Here is a 17,491-nt window from a genome sequence, read left to right as displayed (position 1 = left end):
GTTATCCTTCCTTATCGATTAAATGGTCAAAGTCATCAAAAAATTGCGGATAAGAGATGGAAACTGCTTCAGGATGCTCCAACTCGATTGGTTCATCGGTTAACAAAGCAGCAATTTGCAACATCATCCCAATTCGATGGTCCCCATGACTAGAAACTTGTCCACCGTGAAAAGCTGTTGGACCATGAATAATTAAGCCATCCTGTGTCGTTTCAATACTTGCTCCAAGCTTTCGTAATTCTTTTGCAGTAGCATCAATTCGATTTGTTTCTTTTACTTTCAGTTCTTCGGCGTTTTTTATTACAGTCGTGCCACTCGCCTGCGTCGCAAGAAGGGCAATCACCGGAATTTCATCAATTAGACGCGGAATGATATCACCACCGATTTCCGTTGCAACTAAGTTTGATGAACTAATTTCGATATCAGCCGACTGGTTATGTACATCTTCCTGAAGAATCGTCCAATTTGCGCCCATATCCGTCAATACATCAAGAATCCCTGTCCTAGTTGGGTTTACTCCTACATTTTTTAAAACAATTTTACTGTTTCGAGCAACGGCACCAGCCACTAAGAAAAATGCTGCTGATGAAATATCCCCAGGAACGGTGATTGTTTGACCAGTAAGTTCTTGCGGCCCTGTTAAGCGAATAGTTTTTCCTTCAACTTGAATTGAACCGCCAAATTGCTTGATCATTTCTTCCGTATGATTACGAGAAATTTCTTTTTCGACAATTTTCGATTCACCATTCGCTTGTAATGCTGCAAATAAAATAGCTGATTTTACCTGAGCACTTGCCACAGGTAATACATAGTGAATGGGGTTTAGGTAGTTATTAGGAGAAATCGTGATTGGCGCATATGTCGTGTCATTTACTCCATGTATCTTTGCATTCATTTGAAGTAAAGGTTCTATGATTCGATCCATGGGTCTTTTTGATAGAGAAGCATCGCCAATCAAAACACTTTGAAAAGATTGTTTTGCCAAAATCCCCATTATGAGACGCGTTGTTGTACCAGAGTTTCCCATATCAAGGGGCTTCTCAGCTGGTTTTAATCCATCAAAGCCAGCACCTTGAATGGTAACTGTTTTGTCATCATGTACAATGTGTACCCCTAAATCTTGAAAAGCCTTTAACGTACTCAAGCAGTCTTCCGCTTCCAAAAAATTATGAATAGTTGTTTCTCCTTTGGCAATTGCTCCAAACATTATGCTTCGGTGGGAAATGGATTTATCTGCAGGCACTTCAAGTGTTCCGTTTAAACTTTTCGCTTGATGTAATTTCAAAGAAAAACCTCCTATTTTGTATGACAATGGTAATGAGTATGCGATTCGATATAATTCTTTGCGGAAGATAAATCCGCCTCATTTTTAAAACTCAATTGCAAAATACCGATAATATCTTCACGCGTTTCCAATATTTTCACGTTGACAAGTGACAACTCAGCTTCAGCAATTAAGGAAGTTACCTCAGCAATTACACCGGGATAGTCCGGGACATTGACAAATAAATCATAAAAGCCCGGTATCGCTCCTTGTTGATGAATTGGTAACGTATCGCGTGTTTCTTTTGCATTTTCAAAGAAAGTGTAGATTGCCTCTTTTTGATTCGTTTGAAGCCATTCCTTTAGTTGATTCATATTTGTTTGCCAATTATCAATTAATTGCACCAACAAGGTTTTATTGCTGAGGAGAATATCTGTCCACATCGTAGGATCAGAGGAAGCAATCCTGGTAATATCTCGAAATCCTCCTGCAGCAAGCTGTCTCGCTCGAGGATGATCTGTTGAAAAGTCATCAGCTTGATTCACTAGACTGGAAGCAATAATATGTGGCAAATGGCTTAGCATACCAGTGATTTGATCATGTTCGCTTGGACTAAGCTCGATAAATTTAGCTTTTGTTCCTTCATACAGTTTTTTTAGTTCGACGACTCGCTTTGAAATGGCTACTGTCGGTGTAAAAATAAAGTATGCATTTTCAAATAGGCGATTATCTACTGCTAAAACACCAGATTTATGTGAGCCAGCCATTGGATGTCCTCCGATAAAATCGAAAGGAAACTGCGTGGCATACGCGACAATCTCCGATTTTGTACTGCCAACATCGGTGACTAAAACAGTTGGTTTCAATTGATAATGCGACAGTTGTTCCAAATAATCGATTGTCGTATGGATTGGCCCAGCTAAAATAATAATGTCGGCTTCTATAGCAGCTTCTTCAAACTGGGTAGCAGTGCCATCGATTATTTTTTGTTGTTGCGCAATGGTCATTGTTTCTGGCTGATAATCATAGCCAATAACGGTGACATTCGGGTGTTCATTTTTGATACAAACGGCTAATGAGCTGCCAATTAATCCTAATCCTACTATTAATACAGTTTGATTCATTTTCATCGCTCCCCTATTTTTTTTAAAAATTTGATAAATAGGTACGATAATTTGTCACCGCTGCTTTCAATTCTTCAAATGAATCACTCGAAAATTTTTCTAGAACTTCATTGGCAATCACAGTTGCTACGACACTTTCACAGACAACACTTGCAGCAGGAACAGCCGTACTATCTGAACGTTCCACGCTTGCTTTGTAGGGTTCTTTTGTATCAATATCAACACTTTGCAAGGGCTTATACAGCGTTGGGATAGGTTTCATCACACCTCGAACAATCAATACTTCTCCATTAGTCATACCACCCTCAAAGCCGCCTAAACGATTCGTTCTTCGCGTGTATCCTTTTTGTTCTTGCCATAAAATTTCATCCATGACTTTTGAACCAGGTAGATTCGCTGCTTCGAAACCAACGCCAAACTCAACGCCTTTGAATGCATTGATACTAACAACTGCTTGCGCAATTTTGGCATCAAGTTTTTTATCCCATTGGACGTAGCTACCTAAGCCGGCAGGTACCCCACCAATTAGCACTTCAACCACCCCACCGATTGTGTCACCATTTCTTTTCGTTTGATCAATCAAATCACGAATCGGTTGTTCAACAGCAGGATCCACCACTCGAACATCGGATGCTTCTGAGCGTGTTCGAACTTCTTCAACTGTCAACGTATCTGGAATCGTTGCTTCAATTCCTCCTAAATTAACCACATGACCAGCGACTTGCATATCTAATTCCGCAAGCAGTTTCTTAGCAATTGCACCAATTGCTACGCGCATCGTCGTTTCTCGAGCAGAAGAGCGTTCAAGGACATTTCTTAAATCTGAATGATGGTATTTCATTCCTCCCACCAAGTCAGCGTGACCGGGTCTTGGCCGAGCAACACGGCGCATTTTCGCTTCTTTTTCAGTTACTGGGTCTAGTCCCATCACTTTTGTCCAGTTTTTCCAATCTTTGTTTTCAACAACTAGAGTTACTGGTGAGCCAAGTGTTTTTCCATGTCTAACTCCGGAAGTAATTCGTACGCGATCTGTTTCAATCAGCATCCGACCTCCTCTGCCATAGCCAGTTTGGCGGCGAATCAATTCTTTATTAATATCCTCAGCTGATAAGGGCATACCGGCTGGTAGTCCTTCGATAATCGCTGTTAACTCGGGGCCATGTGACTCTCCAGCAGTAATATAGCGCATCTTATTTTTCCTCCTTCATGCCTAAATAGTCGCGAAACTTGGAAGTATCCATCGTGACTATTTTGGCTGTTCCAATTGTTTCTAATAAAATAATTTTCAACTGCTTGCCGCGCGTTTTTTTATCATTCGAAACAGCTTTAAGTAATGTTTCATTTTCTAATTCTAACCCGTCTTTGCTAATTGGTAAATGAAATTTTTTTAACATTTCTATAATCTTTTTATCAGTATTCTCAGGCATTGTTTTTTGTTTAACAGCAGCTTGGCTGATTAGAGCCATCCCAATCGCTACCGCTTCACCATGACTAACCACACCATAACCTGCCGATTTTTCGATTGCATGTCCAATCGTGTGACCAAAATTTAAGATCAAGCGTGAGCCATTATCAAATTCATCTTCTTCAACGACTTTTTGTTTGACTTTTAACGCCTGAATAATGACAGATTCGGCATGCGCGACTAAGTCAAATTCATCTTGATAGCTTGCCAATTCTTCCCAAAAAGTTGCATCTGCTATTGCAGCACTTTTGACAATTTCAGCAATTCCTTCACGAATTCGCCGTGGTTCTAATGTTGTTAAAACGTCGGGGTCAATCAATACACCGTCCGGTTGGTAAAACGTACCCACGAGATTTTTTGCTGTCGCCGTATTGACACCCGTTTTTCCCCCAATACTCGAATCAACCTGTGCCAGTAGACTTGTAGGGACCTGTACAAAATGAATGCCCCGCATGTAGGTAGAGGAAACAAAACCAGCCAAATCACCAATAACACCACCACCTAATGCGACAATTCCATCGCTACGTGTGAAACTCTCTTTCGCTAGTTGTTCATACAACGTCGCTGCTTGTGTCAATGATTTGCTTCCTTCTCCCTCAGGTACAATCATCAGAGAGACCTCAAATCCCGCTTCATTCAATTTAGTGACAACTTGGTCACCGTACAGTTTCGCCACTCTTGTATCGGATATAATGGCTACTTTTTGGGGTGACCACAATTCGTTAAGCCAGTCACCTATATTTCGCAATGCACCTTTTTCAATGAGAATATCATACTGATGATTGGTTGTTTTTATTGTTAACATAATGAATCCTTCTTTCAGATGGTTTCTAGTTGTCGAATTTTTTTCATCGCATCTACCAAGATGTCTACTTCGGTCATCATTTGTAAGTAACTCTTTTCATTTAAGGATTGTGGACCGTCCGACCATGCATTTTTAGGATCTGGATGAATTTCGACAATCATGCCATCTGCACCACTTGCGACACCAGCACGAGCCATTGGAGCAACTAAATCCCAAACGCCTGTGCCATGACTTGGGTCAACAATAATCGGAAAATGACTGAATTTTTTGATAATTGGAACAGCACTTAAATCAAAGGTATTTCTAGTCGCCGTTTCATAGGTTCTAATCCCGCGTTCAATAAAAATGATTGGACTTTTTCCTTCTACAGCGATATATTCTGCGGCATTTAACCATTCTGAAATCGTCCCAGCAATTCCACGTTTCAACCCAATCGGCTTACCTGTTTTACCGACAGCTGAGAGTAATTTAAAGTTTTGCATATTTCGTGCACCAATTTGAATGATGTCGCTATATTCAGCAACCATCTCAATATGTCCTTCATCCATAACTTCGGTGATAACTTTCAGATCAAATTCATCCGCCGCTTGACGAATTTGCTTCAGACCTTCTTCACCTAATCCTTGAAAGGCATATGGAGAAGTTCGTGGTTTAAATGCCCCACCTCTCAGTATTTTGGCGCCACCTTTTTTAGCAATTTCAGCACAAACTCGAATTTGATCGAGGCCTTCAATTGAACAGGGACCAGCCATCGTAACAAAACTTCCATCTCCGATAGCAACGCCATCCACATCAACAACCGTATCATCAGGATGAAACTCCCGTGAAGTTAATTTATAGGTATTCGTAATTCTGACTGCATCCTCAACTCCTTCATAGCTCTTGAAGGCGATGTCTTGTACTGAGCGAGTATCACCAATTAATCCAAGAACCACTTGTTCACTACCAGTATTGACTTGTACCTCGAGTCCACTGTCTTCTGCCCGTTTGATAACCGTTGTAATTTGTTGTTCCGTTGCTGCTGGTTTCATAATAATAATCATGTTCATTCCTCCTATTTTTTTGTTTTTTCTTGTAAAATGAGTGGATAAATAGTTTCAATCGGCATTTTTTGACTAGTCCATAACTCAAAAGCTTCAGCACCTTGATACAATAACATGCCTAAACCATTGGCCGTTTGACATCCTCGAGCTTTTGCAAGTTTTAACAACTTGGTTTCTAATGGATTATAAATAATATCTACAACCATTGTTTCAGCTGATAAATGGAGCAAGTTGTCTTCAGATAGAGGCATTTGTAATTCATGAGGTTTCATGCCAAGTGACGTAGCGTTGACAAGTAATCGGCTTTCATAAATAGCTTCGTTAACCAATTGCTGATCCTCCATTGTTGCTAATACAATCTGACAGGTTGTATGCTGATGGATTGAAACCATTCGTTGACGGAATGAATCAAAAGAAGCACCTTTGCGATTAAAAACATAGATTTTTCGAGCCCCCTCAAGAGCCGCCTGGGCAACGATTGCTGAAGCAGCACCGCCGCAACCGATAATGGTCATTGTTTGGTCTGTGATGGAAAGATTGCTTTTTTGTAGACTTTTTAAAAAACCAGTTCCATCCGTATTAAATCCAATCAATTTCCCATTTTTATTGACGACCGTATTCATAGAACCGCTGAGTTTTGCGGAATCTGACAACTCATCCATATAAGACATTGCTTCAATTTTAAAAGGCATTGAAATATTTACACCCAACATCTCAAAATCACGGATTGTTTGGATTGCTCGTTCTAGTCCGTTTTCAGGAAGTTCAAATGCCAAATAGCGTGCATCAATTCCCAAAAGTGCAAAAGCTGTATTATGCATAAGTGGAGAAATGCTATGCTTGGCGGGATTCGCAAAAAAACCTGCCAAACGTGTTTTTCCAGTAATACTTGTTTTTTGATCCATTGATAGTCTCCTTTATTATTTTGTAAAGCACTTAAGCAGTTTTCTTGATGAAACAAACCGTGCGCTTTTTACAAATCATCATTTCCATTTCATTTGAACGATTGTAGGCAAAAAAGGGATGTCCACCATGATTTTCATCTACAGTGAACATCCCTTCCAAATTACTGGAATACGATTGTATATAGCCACTGTAGATTTAAAGCATCTACGTGGCGGTTTAGGTTAACATACCAAAAAGCTCCCTAGCCATCATAGATACAAACTGCTCGTTTGTATCCATAATCATGAATACAAACCTATCTAAAATAGCTAAAGTAGAAATGATTCAGTTGTGTGTGCGTTGTATGCATTATCATATATATCGCTCCAAACTGATAAGATGAATCTAGTATAGGTGCTACTCATCTGATTGTCAACCTTCTTTTTTAGTCATTTTCGTCGTCATAGGTATCTTCGAAGAAACTCAATAAATCCGTCATTGTTAATTTTTCTTTTTCTGTTGCCGAAAAGTCTTTAACTATTTTTCCTTTTTGTAGCACAATCAAGCGATTACCATAATGCAAAGCATCCTCCATACGGTGCGTAATCATTAAACAGGTCAGCTGATCTTCTTGTACCTTTTTGTTTGTTAAATGCATCAACTGTTTCGAAGTTTTTGGATCTAACGCTGCGGTATGCTCATCTAAAAGTAAGACATCTGGCTTTCTAATCGTTGCCATTAATAAACTAAGTGCTTGTCTTTGACCACCAGAAAGATTGCCAGTTGGTGTATCCAAATGATTTTCGAGCCCATTACCAATTTCAGCACATAGTTGGTAAAAAAAAGCTCGTTGTTTTTGCAGATTTCTTAAGCGAAAAGGTCTTTTTTGGCCACGAAACTGAGCTAATAATAAGTTTTCGGCAACAGTCATCCGTGGGGCCGTACCCATTTTTGGATCCTGAAACACACGTGCGAAGTAACTAGCTCTTCGCTCTTCCGTTAATTTCGTAATATCAAGATTATCTAATAAAATATTGCCACTTGTTAAGCTCAATGAACCCGAAATAATATTGAACAAGGTACTTTTTCCTGCACCATTTCCACCTAAAATTGTCACAAATTCTCCTTCGTTAACGGTTAATTGCAAATGATTTAAGAGGATTTTTTTCTCATTGGCCCCATTATTGACTAGTTTGGTTGCCTGCTTAATTTCTAATCTTGTCATTTAGAATTCCTCCTTTTCCAATCCAGTTTTCAAATTTAACGCTGATTTTAATTGAGGAATTAATAAACAAATTGATAGAATGATTGCTGAAAAAATCTTCAAGTAGGTGGTATCAAATCCTAGTTTAATAACGAGCAATATTAACAATTGATATATGACACTGCCAATTACGATTGCTACTAAGCGTTCGAAGAAGGTCACCTCACCATAAAGCACCTCACCGATAATAATTGAAGCCAATCCGATAACAATCACGCCTGTTCCTTTGTTAACATCTGCATAACCATCATTTTGAGCAATTAGTGCTCCTGAGAGTGAAATCACACCATTTGATAGTACCAATCCCATAATTTTCATTCGATCTGTTCGGATTCCCATCGAACGTGCCATGGATTCATTATCTCCTGTTGCAATATAGGCTTGGCCCAAATCCGTCTGAAAAAAATAATAGAGAACCGTCAAAAGAATGATTAAAACAATCAGACCAAGAAAAACCGTATCAAAATTAGTAGGCAACTGAAAAACCTTTAATAAATCTAATATTTTGGGTTGATTCAGCAGTGACAAATTCGGTGTTTGCATCACGAATAACATGACCGAATTCAAAGCTGACATAACAAGGATACCTGCTAATAACACTGGAATTTTTCCTTTTGTGTAGAGCAAACCTGTTACCAAGCCCGCGCACATCCCAGCAATCACACCCAAGAGCGTTGCGAGAAAAGGCGATACACCATGGACAATTGCCGTGACACAGACAGCTCCTCCCAAAGGAAACGATCCTTCGGTTGTCATATCTGGAAAATTTAAAATGCGGAATGTCATGAATATACCAAGTCCGAGTACACTCCATAAAAATCCTTGACCAATAGACGAAACAATCATTTTATTCTCCTCCTACTACCGTGGCTTCTTTTTTTATAGCTTCTGGAATGGTAATCCCCAATTCTTTTGCTTTTTTTTCATTGACTATGACGTTTCCCGTTGAAACAACGTCAAATGGAAGTGTCGTTTTGTCCTTCTCTTTTAAGACTTTGGCGGCTAATTTGGCTGTCCGTATGCCGAGTTGATATTGATCCTGTCCAACAGTCGCTAGTCCTCCCTCTTTAACCATATTATCAACAGAAACAAAAACAGGTTTTTTCGCTTTATTCGCTTCATTCATCAGCGTTTGAAAGGCACTTGCAATGCCGTTATCTTGAGGAACATAAATCACATCGGCTTCTTGATTCATCACCTGCACGGTTTGGGCTAAGTCATTGCTTGATTGAATGGCGTAACTTTTGATGTCATACCCTGCTTTGGTTCCTTTTTCAGTGATTGCTTTGACATAGCTTTTTGAATTTTCTTCATTGGCTGAATAGATAACGCCAATTTTTTTTGCATCAGGTAATAATTTTTTTAGCAATGTGATTTGATCAGCAATTGGTGCCTCGTTTTTTACACCTGTTATATTTCCAGAAGGGTGTGTCAAACTTGTAACTAGGCCTGAACCAACAGGATCAGAGATTGCTCCCGCCACGATGGGAATCGTTTTGGTTTCATTTGCCATCGCTTTGGCGGCCGGTGTTGCGATTGGAATTAATACATCCGGTTTTTCCCCGATTAACTGCTGACTCATCATTTGTAGCTTACTTTGGTCTCCTTGACCATTTAAAAAGGTGATGCTCACATTTTCTCCATCTTTAAATCCTTCTTTTGCCAAGCCGTCAACCACACCTTGTTTAATTTGGTCTAAAGAAGGGTGGCTAATATATTGTAAAATACCGATTGTATAGTGCTTTTTTTCTGCCTTCGGTGTTGCTTGCTTGTTTCCATTTGCTTGATGAGACCCAACGATATACCCACCTATACCTAGCAAAGAAAAGAAAAGAATACTCGCAAGAATCTTGCTTAATTTGTTCATACTATTCCCCACCTTCAATTTTTGCTTTCTTTAAAATAGTTTCCGGAATGGTGATACCCAATAATTTGGCTTGTTTTTGATTGACCACAACATCTCCGTCAGAGAATGTATAGACTGGCGTCGTAGCCGGTTTCGAATCACCGTTTAGAATCGCGGCAACCATTTCGCCCGTTTTGATACCTAGTTCTTTTTGATTAATCCCAACAGTTGCCAATCCCCCTTGTTCAACCATTGTATCAACAGAAGGAATAATTGGCGTTTTTGATTTGTTTGCTTCTGCAACCACACTTGCCATAGCATTTGCAATCGTGTTGTCTAAAGGTACATAAATGAAATCTACCGATTGACTCATCACTTGTACGGTCTGACTGATTTCATTGGTAGAAGGAACTGCGTACTTCTTGACCGTATAACCAAGTTCATCAGCAATTTTAGTCGCCTCTGCAACTTGATATTTTGAATTATCCTCAGAGGAAGAATAGAGCATTCCTACCGTTTTAGCTTTTGGAAGAAGTTTTTTGGCTAATTGAAATTGGGCCTTCACTGGTGCTTTATCTGACACACCAGTAACATTCCCACCTGGTTCTTTTAAGCTCTTAACTAAATTAGCACTAACAGGATCGGTCACAGCACCTAATACAATTGGCATACTGTGAGTCGTATTCGCTAATGCCTGTGCCGCTGGTGTAGCAATCCCAACCAAAACATCTGCTTTACTGTCCACTAGCTGTTGGCTCATTGTAGCTAGTTTACTTTGGTCCGCTTGACCGTTTTGAAAAAAAATAGTCAAGTTTTTGCCTTCGGTGTACCCAGCTTTTTTTAATCCGGCTATGACACCTTCTTTGATTGTATCAAGTGCCGGGTGACTAACATATTGTAAAATTCCCACTGTTTTATGGTCTGTTAGCGTTGATTGTTTAGTTAACGCTGGTATTTTTGCTTGTTTTACGCCCATTCCGTACCCATACATCGTTACCAAAAAACCAAATAGTAAAACATACGAAAAAATAAGTCCTTTGTTTTTCATTTTTTCTACTCCCCTTTTCATAAAAAAACAACTGCATCTTTAGGCAGTTGTAAAAAATACAAAAGCCGCGTAATAATCTACGCGGCCTCATCTTATAATTGTCCGACATAGATACAGTTTTTAGATGTACACTCTAAAAAGTTGTATCTATGGATTTGAGTCCATCAATACAACTACCTACGCCAAATTTGCCATGATTGTGATTGCATTTTTACGTAAATAATTCTCATGATTTTCTCTCCTTTTTTTAATATTGTTTAGAATATACCCTAACTATCTCCATCCGTCAATCTTTTTTTAATTAGAAATTTTATCAGTTAAATTCCACATTGGTAGTCGGTTTATTTCCGGAATGAGTTCATTCATTGGTTTTTTTAGCGATTCATACGTAAACTGTTTTTTTTGTTGTCCCTTTTGAAAAAAAACAAACGTTGCCTGATTTGTCGCTAAATGATAAGTTTGCTCCATTTCTTTGACTTGATAGATTAATGGATACACATAAATCGTACGATTCATTTCTGATTCTTTTTCATGAATTATTTGAAAGATTTGTTCATAATGATCTGTTCGAGGACTGATAAACAGGACAGAAAGTGCCGATTTGCTTGCAATCATCTCTTCCAATTCACCGTAAGGAATGACGGTCAATTTTTGGGTTGATTGGAACGCATCCGTCGCTACCTCATTGATTTGAGATTGTCGAATAGCAACTCGCATTTTTTGACCAGTCTGTATACCGAGAAAAACAACAATCAAAAGGCCAATTCCTAACAACGCCCTTTTCATCATTTTTTTCTTATCTGTTAGTTGTATTTTTTTGCTATTGTCCTTGATTACGTTACTTAACTTTTTATACATATGTTTGTCCTTTGCTTCTTACATTTCTCTCGTTATAGTAGCAAGAATAAAAGCAAAACGTCAAGGTACAATTCTCCAAACGGCCTCTGACCTTTGTTTTTTATGGTAGTTTCGTTATAATGGTAAAAGAATCTAAAGAAACGAGGGATGAAACGTGTCATTTGACGGAATTTTCACCCATTTAATGGTACAAGAATTAACAGAAACATTGGTTAATGGCAGAGTCAATAAAATCCACCAGCCTTATGATAACGAAATTATTTTAGTCATCCGAGCGAATGGCTCGACTCATAAATTACTGCTTTCAGCACACCCAACGTATGCACGTGTCCAATTAACACAAATGACGTACCAAAACCCAGATACGCCTCCTAACTTTGTCATGATGCTACGAAAATATTTGGAAGGAGCTATTTTGTCATCTATCCAGCAGATTGCCAATGACCGCGTGATTCATTTGATTTTTCATAAACGAAATGAATTGGGAGATTTGGAAAATATCGTCCTAGTCGTTGAGCTAATGGGGAGACATTCGACAATTTTATTGTTAAATCAACAAACTGGGAAAATTTTAGACGCCATTAAGCATATAGGCAGTTCTCAAAACACGTATCGTTTATTGCTGCCTGGAGCAACCTACCTCGCTCCACCTCCTCAGCAGTCAGTTAATCCATACACATTGACTGATTTAGAAGCTTTTGACATGCTATCTACCATGCAAGAGGTTTCTGCCAAGTCGCTCCAGCTTGCTTTTCAAGGTTTAGGCAAGGATAGTGCCAATGAGTTAGCCTATCGCTTAAGTAAGACTCCGAATGCACGGTTACAAGTTTGGCAAGACTTCAAAAATGACATACAACTACCAAGTAAAGGGTTCATTTACCTAATAGGAAAGAAAGAGTACTTCACACCTTTTGACTATCAATCATTACAGGAAAAGGCTGATGCTGTTCAATCTTTCACTCATCTTAGTGAGCTATTAGATGTCTTCTATCACGACAAAGCAGAACGTGATCGTGTGAAGCAACAAGGGAGTGAACTAATCAAAAAAGTTGAGAATGATTTAAAACGGAATGAAAGCAAATTAAAAAAACGTGAACGCACCTTAGTAGAATCCGAATCAGCTGAAGAACTACGTCAAAAAGGGGAATTACTTACCACCTATCAAGCACAAATTGAGCGAGGCCTCCATGCGATTGAGTTACCTAATTATTACAAAGAAAACCAATTGCAAAAAATTGCCTTAAATCCAGCCCTCTCAGCTGTGCAAAATGCCCAACGCTATTTCCAAAAATATCAAAAATTGCGCAATGCCGTTAAATTAATTGGTACTCAAATTGCTGAAACAAAACAAGAAATTCTCTATTTACAATCGGTCTTGGCACAATTGGAAATTGCTCATCCTTCTGAGATTCAAGGGATTCGTGAAGAATTAATTGCGGGGGGGTATATCAAACAATCCAAAAAAAAGCTTCAAAAACGAGCAACGAAATCAAAACCCACCACTTTTTTTTCCACCGATCATACGGAAATACTAGTGGGCAAAAATAATTTGGAAAATGATCAACTAACAATGAAAATAGCAAAAAAGACAGATTATTGGCTACATACTAAGAATATCCCTGGATCCCATGTGATTGTTCGTTCGGCCAATCCCAGCGAAGAAACTTTGCTAGAAGCAGCTGAATTGGCCGCCTACTACTCAAAATATCGCCATTCGGCCCAAGTGCCTGTTGACTGTGTCCAAGTCAAATACATTCGCAAACCCAATGGTGCTAAACCAGGATTTGTTATTTATGAAAATCAAAAAACCTACTTTGTCACTCCACATGAGGAAACTATTTTAGCTAAAAAAAGTGAGCAATCTTTCCCAAAATAGTCTCTCTATAGAAAACCAACAAAAAATGAGAATGGTCCATGGATGAATCCCCATATTCGCTCATTTTTTGTTGGTTTTTTTGTTATCTTTCCAAATCCGCGGATGAATGCTTTGATACAAAATAAATCTTGCGCTCTTTTTTTTCTTGCAACGGTCGATTATTTACTTCTAAAAGTTCCTCACTAAACTCCTTTAAGAAATCAGGATTAAACCGTTGAATATGGTCAAAAACAAACCATTGAACAGGACCAGCAGTTGGAGGTGTTGTGAGGGAACCAGTATAATGAAAATAGGACCGCTCTTTGGGTAGAAATAGTGCCGGTGAGAACGTCTGCAAGTGATTAGGATAGTCCCATTCAGTCGTCAAATCAATCTTATCCAACTCTGGAGCCGTTAAATCAAACGTGCATAGTACAGCTACAACTAAATTTTTCTGTTGTTGACTGGTGTGAACCAAATGAAATTCAATTTCTTGCGGACGGCCATCAATTACGTGCTCACTGGGTCGATGAAAATGAATATCTGTCAAAAAATAACGAACATTTTGGAAAATAACATAGCTTTCATGGCTAAATGGAACAAAATGCATCGTATTTTTAAATTCTTTTTCCGTGAACTGTTCTTTTTGATAATGAAAAAAAAGTTGGGCTTGCTCGCTGTTCCTAATTAGTTGTTCATTATGAGAAAGAGAAATTGGTGATTGATATGGATATTTTGCCCCTTCTGAGAACCAATCGCAGAGTTCATGCCAATGCTCGGGCCCTCTTTTACCTTCATATCCCCATTCAACATCCATGTTACGTTTGATTTTTTTGACCACGGAATCATCGCCACCTTTTTTTCTAGTTTACACTTCAGTATAATGCATCCTATAAAAAAACAAACGAACGATGCTTAGCACCATTCATTTGTTCTTATTTGTTTTGTACTGTGATCTTATGCTTGCCAATTTTCGGGGTTTTCTTTCCATTTTTCCAACAACGCTTTTTGGTCTTCGCGAATGTATTGTTCTTTTTCTGCAACTTCTAGTAGCGTTGAGTAATTGGTTAATGTAACTAGTGGCATGTTTGCTTTGCTAAAATTGTCTTTTCCTTTCGGTAACTCATAAGAAAAAATGGCTGCCACACCTAATACATCGGCCCCTTCTTTAACAGCAGCATCACACGCCTCCAATACGCTGCCCCCGGTAGAGATTAAATCTTCAATGACCACCATTTTTTGTCCCTCTGTAATACGTCCTTCAATTTGATTCCCTTTGCCATGATCTTTTGGTTTGCTACGAATATAGACCATTGGTAACTGCAAAAGTTCCGCAACCCAAGCAGCATGGGGAATACCAGCCGTCGCCGTCCCGGCGATTACCTCCACATCTGGATAGGTTTCGTTAATTTTTTTTGCTAAGCCTTGAGCAATTGCTTTGCGGACAGCTGGGTAACTCATTGTTAAGCGATTATCACAATAAATAGGACTCTTAATTCTGCTCGCCCAAGTGAACGGCTCTTCGGGATTTAAGAAAACGGCTTTGATTGCAAGTAGTTCATGAGCAATATTTGTTTCTAAAGACATCTATTTTTCTCCATTCCATAATTGATTGATTTGTTGATATTTTTCATATGGTTGTTGCGCTTTTGTAATTGGTCGTCCCACTACAATGTAATTGGCCGTTAATGCCCTTGCCTGATCAGGAGTAACCACTCTTTTTTGGTCTCCGTTATTGTCCTCAATTAATCGAATGCCTGGTGTGAGACAAATAAAATCCGGATGGGTTTGACTATGAATATCTTTGGCTTCTAAAGCAGAACAAACAACACCGTCCAAACCAGCTTTTGCGGTAAGTTGGGCATAACTTAGCACGCATTCAAGTAAGCCAAGAGGGATTTTTTGCTCCTTTTGCATCATTTCTTCACTTGTGGATGTCAATTGGGTAACAGCGATTAGTTTTGGTCGTTCTTTTTTACCACTTTCTTGAGCTCCCTCTAACAATCCCTCTTTTGCTGCACGCATCATCTCAATTCCTCCTGATGCATGTACATTCGTTATGGAGACACCCAATTTTCCCAAATTTCGCATCGCACGATAAACAGTATGAGGGATATCATGCAGCTTCAAATCTAAAAAGACACTATGTCCCTGATCGATTAATTGTTCGACAACCTGCGGCCCTTCCTTGTAAAAAAGTTCCATACCAACTTTAACAAAAAGTTTTTCTTGCTTAGGAAAAAAAGTGAAAAAGTGACTCATAGACAATCTATCAGGAAAATCTAAGGCGATGATTGGTTGATTGTTCATTTTTTTCTCCTTTCTTTTACATCGGTTATCAGTTCTTCAATACTCTCAATCCCCAATTCTTGCATTCGAATAGGCAGTTGCTGAATCAATTTTTGGCAAATCCAAGGATCGGTGAAATTGGCTGTTCCAACAGCCACGGCACTTGCTCCAGCCATGAGCATTTCAAGCACATCATCAACTGTTGTAACCCCCCCCATACCTATAATCGGTAAATGACAAACCTGGGAAACTTGATGAATCATTCGAATGGCGATTGGTTTGATTGCTGGACCAGACAACCCCCCTGTCTGATTCGCCAAAATGGGGACTCTTGTCTTTAAATTAATGCGCATGCCAAGCAGGGTATTAATCATCGTTAGACCATCTGCACCTGCTTTTTCAACTGCGAGCGCGATGGGAACAATATCAGTCACATTTGGTGAGAGCTTCACATATATGGGTACTGATGAAACTTGCTTCACAGCCTTTGTTAATTCGAAGGCAACCGAAGCATCTGTCCCAAAAGCAATCCCTCCTTGTTTAACATTGGGACAAGAAATATTCAATTCTATCGCGTGAACATTCGGGGATTGAGAAATTTTCTCACAAACAGCTACGTATTCTTCCTGAGTAGATCCAGCAACATTGGCGATGATGGGCAGTTCAGGAAATGTCTCAGCTAACTCAGGCAATACTGTATTGGTAATGGTGGTTAATCCGGGATTTTGTAACCCGATCGCATTTAGCATCCCACTTGGGGTTTCCGCTACCCTTGGCATTGGATTTCCCGTACGAGGATCCAACGTACAGGCTTTGATCATGACCGCGCCTAAACAATTTAAGTCATAGTATTGTGCATATTCCTTCCCAAATCCAAAACAGCCACTCGCAGGCATGATGGGATTTTTCAACGCTAGTCCTGGCAAATTGACGACGAGCTTTGTCATTGTAACAACACCTCTCTCGCTTGAAATACAGGTCCATCCTGACAAACCTTCACTGTTTCCGCTGTATTGTTTTTTTTGTGACAAATACAAGCATAACAAGCACCAATACCACAAGCCATACGAGCTTCTAACGACAATTGGACATTTTCTACAATAGGAGCAAATTGTCTGTCAACTGATTGCAGTAACCCTTTGTTTCCACAGCTGTATACGGCATCAGGAACCGTGTAAGTTGAGAATTGTGTTGCGACTGTCCCGAGTTTTCCATAGCTTCCATCATCGGTGGTAACCGTCACTGGTCCTAATGCCTCAAATTTAGGAAGAGAATACAATTTCTCTTTACTAGCAAAGCCAAACAAATGGGAAACTTTTGCACCTCTTAAAACAAGTTGCTTACTGAGTTCATATAAAGGAGGAATACCAATTCCCCCTCCAATTAATAAAACCGTTTGTCCTTGACCGACTTGTGAAATTTGAAACCCATTTCCTAGTGGACCCAGAACGTCTATTAGCTGTCCTTTTTTTAGTGTTGAAAGAACATTTGTCCCTTGCCCCTCAATTCGATAAATTAATTTGCATTCATCTCGTTCTTTTAAAATTTCGTGGATACTAATTGGCCGTCTAAGAATCAAATCTTCTCTCGGCACCTTAATGTGTAAAAATTGTCCCGGTTGTTGCATCTCTTTGACAAGCTCTCCAGTCAATGTTAATTCAAAAATTTGCGGCGCGAGTTGCACCTGATTGACAATTTCCATCGCTTCTTGCTTCATAACAGTGCATCCTTCCAATCCAATGACA

Annotated in this window: 17 protein-coding genes; 1 reads left to right on the top strand and 16 read right to left on the bottom strand. The window is 39.3% G+C overall.

Features of this window, described 5'->3' with window-relative positions; translation table 11 throughout:
• Window position 1: 1 nt before the first annotated feature.
• From aroA to ACFSR0_RS01930, 11 genes are all read right to left on the bottom strand, one after another.
• A complete protein-coding gene (gene aroA, locus ACFSR0_RS01980; protein WP_379979379.1) occupies window positions 2–1,285 on the bottom strand; it encodes a 3-phosphoshikimate 1-carboxyvinyltransferase in 1,284 nt (427 codons plus the stop codon).
• Window positions 1,286–1,296: 11 nt separating this feature from the next.
• Entirely contained in the window at window positions 1,297–2,388 is a 1,092-nt protein-coding gene (locus ACFSR0_RS01975) for a prephenate dehydrogenase (RefSeq protein WP_379979377.1), read from the bottom strand.
• A 22-nt stretch (window positions 2,389–2,410) separates the two neighbouring features.
• Window positions 2,411–3,577: a chorismate synthase gene (gene aroC / locus ACFSR0_RS01970; RefSeq protein ID WP_379979375.1), complete on the bottom strand. Its 1,167-nt coding sequence runs from the start codon at window positions 3,575–3,577 to the stop codon at window positions 2,411–2,413.
• 1 nt (window position 3,578) lies between these two features.
• Window positions 3,579–4,658, bottom strand: a complete 1,080-nt coding sequence (gene aroB, locus ACFSR0_RS01965; protein WP_379979373.1) for a 3-dehydroquinate synthase — start codon at window positions 4,656–4,658, stop codon at window positions 3,579–3,581.
• A 14-nt stretch (window positions 4,659–4,672) separates the two neighbouring features.
• Window positions 4,673–5,701 (bottom strand): 3-deoxy-7-phosphoheptulonate synthase, encoded by a 1,029-nt coding sequence (gene aroF / locus ACFSR0_RS01960; protein ID WP_379979371.1) that lies wholly within the window; start codon window positions 5,699–5,701, stop codon window positions 4,673–4,675.
• An 11-nt stretch (window positions 5,702–5,712) separates the two neighbouring features.
• Window positions 5,713–6,606: a shikimate dehydrogenase gene (aroE, locus tag ACFSR0_RS01955; protein WP_379979369.1), complete on the bottom strand. Its 894-nt coding sequence runs from the start codon at window positions 6,604–6,606 to the stop codon at window positions 5,713–5,715.
• 425 nt (window positions 6,607–7,031) lie between these two features.
• Complete coding sequence (locus ACFSR0_RS01950; RefSeq protein ID WP_379979367.1) at window positions 7,032–7,811, bottom strand: ABC transporter ATP-binding protein; 780 nt, start codon at window positions 7,809–7,811, stop codon at window positions 7,032–7,034.
• Window positions 7,812–8,696, bottom strand: coding sequence for an ABC transporter permease (locus ACFSR0_RS01945; protein WP_379979365.1), 885 nt, complete (start codon window positions 8,694–8,696; stop codon window positions 7,812–7,814).
• A gap of 1 nt (window position 8,697) precedes the next feature.
• Entirely contained in the window at window positions 8,698–9,717 is a 1,020-nt protein-coding gene (gene trpX, locus ACFSR0_RS01940) for a tryptophan ABC transporter substrate-binding protein (protein ID WP_379979363.1), read from the bottom strand.
• Between the two features lies 1 nt (window position 9,718).
• Window positions 9,719–10,744 carry a tryptophan ABC transporter substrate-binding protein gene (trpX, locus tag ACFSR0_RS01935; protein ID WP_379979361.1) on the bottom strand — a complete coding sequence of 342 codons (1,026 nt, stop codon included), beginning with the start codon at window positions 10,742–10,744 and terminating at the stop codon, window positions 9,719–9,721.
• A 297-nt stretch (window positions 10,745–11,041) separates the two neighbouring features.
• A complete protein-coding gene (locus ACFSR0_RS01930) occupies window positions 11,042–11,602 on the bottom strand; it encodes a transposase (RefSeq protein WP_379979359.1) in 561 nt (186 codons plus the stop codon).
• Between the two features lie 154 nt (window positions 11,603–11,756).
• On the opposite strand from ACFSR0_RS01930, the gene ACFSR0_RS01925 reads away from it, so the two are divergent.
• A complete protein-coding gene (locus ACFSR0_RS01925; protein ID WP_379979357.1) occupies window positions 11,757–13,478 on the top strand; it encodes an NFACT RNA binding domain-containing protein in 1,722 nt (573 codons plus the stop codon).
• Between the two features lie 82 nt (window positions 13,479–13,560).
• Here ACFSR0_RS01925 and ACFSR0_RS01920 read toward each other — a convergent pair whose 3' ends face one another.
• The 5 genes from ACFSR0_RS01920 to ACFSR0_RS01900 all read right to left on the bottom strand — a co-directional run bounded on the left by ACFSR0_RS01920 (window position 13,561) and on the right by ACFSR0_RS01900 (window position 17,463).
• Window positions 13,561–14,274, bottom strand: a complete 714-nt coding sequence (locus ACFSR0_RS01920; RefSeq protein WP_379979417.1) for a carbonic anhydrase family protein — start codon at window positions 14,272–14,274, stop codon at window positions 13,561–13,563.
• A 140-nt stretch (window positions 14,275–14,414) separates the two neighbouring features.
• Window positions 14,415–15,044: an orotate phosphoribosyltransferase gene (gene pyrE / locus ACFSR0_RS01915; protein ID WP_379979355.1), complete on the bottom strand. Its 630-nt coding sequence runs from the start codon at window positions 15,042–15,044 to the stop codon at window positions 14,415–14,417.
• Window positions 15,045–15,767 carry an orotidine-5'-phosphate decarboxylase gene (gene pyrF, locus ACFSR0_RS01910; protein WP_379979353.1) on the bottom strand — a complete coding sequence of 241 codons (723 nt, stop codon included), beginning with the start codon at window positions 15,765–15,767 and terminating at the stop codon, window positions 15,045–15,047.
• Entirely contained in the window at window positions 15,764–16,693 is a 930-nt protein-coding gene (locus tag ACFSR0_RS01905) for a dihydroorotate dehydrogenase (RefSeq protein WP_379979351.1), read from the bottom strand. The genes pyrF and ACFSR0_RS01905 overlap by 4 nt, the downstream gene beginning before the upstream one ends.
• Complete coding sequence (locus tag ACFSR0_RS01900) at window positions 16,690–17,463, bottom strand: dihydroorotate dehydrogenase electron transfer subunit (RefSeq protein ID WP_379979349.1); 774 nt, start codon at window positions 17,461–17,463, stop codon at window positions 16,690–16,692. The genes ACFSR0_RS01905 and ACFSR0_RS01900 overlap by 4 nt, the downstream gene beginning before the upstream one ends.
• Between the last annotated feature and the right edge of the window lie 28 nt (window positions 17,464–17,491).

Origin of the sequence: Enterococcus camelliae, assembly GCF_042685105.1 — a bacterium.
GTDB classification, from domain to species: Bacteria; Bacillota; Bacilli; order Lactobacillales; family Enterococcaceae; genus Enterococcus_G; species Enterococcus_G camelliae.
The sequence above is the reverse complement of the archived record's forward strand: the minus strand, read 5'-3'. Positions and strand labels throughout refer to the sequence as shown.

What these genes read in the sequence shown, in the direction of transcription:
- trpX (WP_379979363.1), bottom strand. Translation starts at nt 9,717, where the DNA reads ATGAACAAATTAAGCAAGATTCTTGCGAGTATTCTTTTCTTTTCTTTG.
- pyrE (WP_379979355.1), bottom strand. Translation starts at nt 15,044, where the DNA reads ATGTCTTTAGAAACAAATATTGCTCATGAACTACTTGCAATCAAAGCC.
- ACFSR0_RS01900 (WP_379979349.1), bottom strand. Translation starts at nt 17,463, where the DNA reads ATGAAGCAAGAAGCGATGGAAATTGTCAATCAGGTGCAACTCGCGCCG.
- ACFSR0_RS01950 (WP_379979367.1), bottom strand. Translation starts at nt 7,811, where the DNA reads ATGACAAGATTAGAAATTAAGCAGGCAACCAAACTAGTCAATAATGGG.
- aroC (WP_379979375.1), bottom strand. Translation starts at nt 3,577, where the DNA reads ATGCGCTATATTACTGCTGGAGAGTCACATGGCCCCGAGTTAACAGCG.
- pyrF (WP_379979353.1), bottom strand. Translation starts at nt 15,767, where the DNA reads ATGAACAATCAACCAATCATCGCCTTAGATTTTCCTGATAGATTGTCT.
- ACFSR0_RS01920 (WP_379979417.1), bottom strand. Translation starts at nt 14,274, where the DNA reads ATGGATGTTGAATGGGGATATGAAGGTAAAAGAGGGCCCGAGCATTGG.
- aroF (WP_379979371.1), bottom strand. Translation starts at nt 5,701, where the DNA reads ATGATTATTATTATGAAACCAGCAGCAACGGAACAACAAATTACAACG.
- aroE (WP_379979369.1), bottom strand. Translation starts at nt 6,606, where the DNA reads ATGGATCAAAAAACAAGTATTACTGGAAAAACACGTTTGGCAGGTTTT.
- ACFSR0_RS01905 (WP_379979351.1), bottom strand. Translation starts at nt 16,693, where the DNA reads ATGACAAAGCTCGTCGTCAATTTGCCAGGACTAGCGTTGAAAAATCCC.
- ACFSR0_RS01945 (WP_379979365.1), bottom strand. Translation starts at nt 8,696, where the DNA reads ATGATTGTTTCGTCTATTGGTCAAGGATTTTTATGGAGTGTACTCGGA.
- ACFSR0_RS01930 (WP_379979359.1), bottom strand. Translation starts at nt 11,602, where the DNA reads ATGTATAAAAAGTTAAGTAACGTAATCAAGGACAATAGCAAAAAAATA.
- aroB (WP_379979373.1), bottom strand. Translation starts at nt 4,658, where the DNA reads ATGTTAACAATAAAAACAACCAATCATCAGTATGATATTCTCATTGAA.
- ACFSR0_RS01975 (WP_379979377.1), bottom strand. Translation starts at nt 2,388, where the DNA reads ATGAATCAAACTGTATTAATAGTAGGATTAGGATTAATTGGCAGCTCA.
- trpX (WP_379979361.1), bottom strand. Translation starts at nt 10,744, where the DNA reads ATGAAAAACAAAGGACTTATTTTTTCGTATGTTTTACTATTTGGTTTT.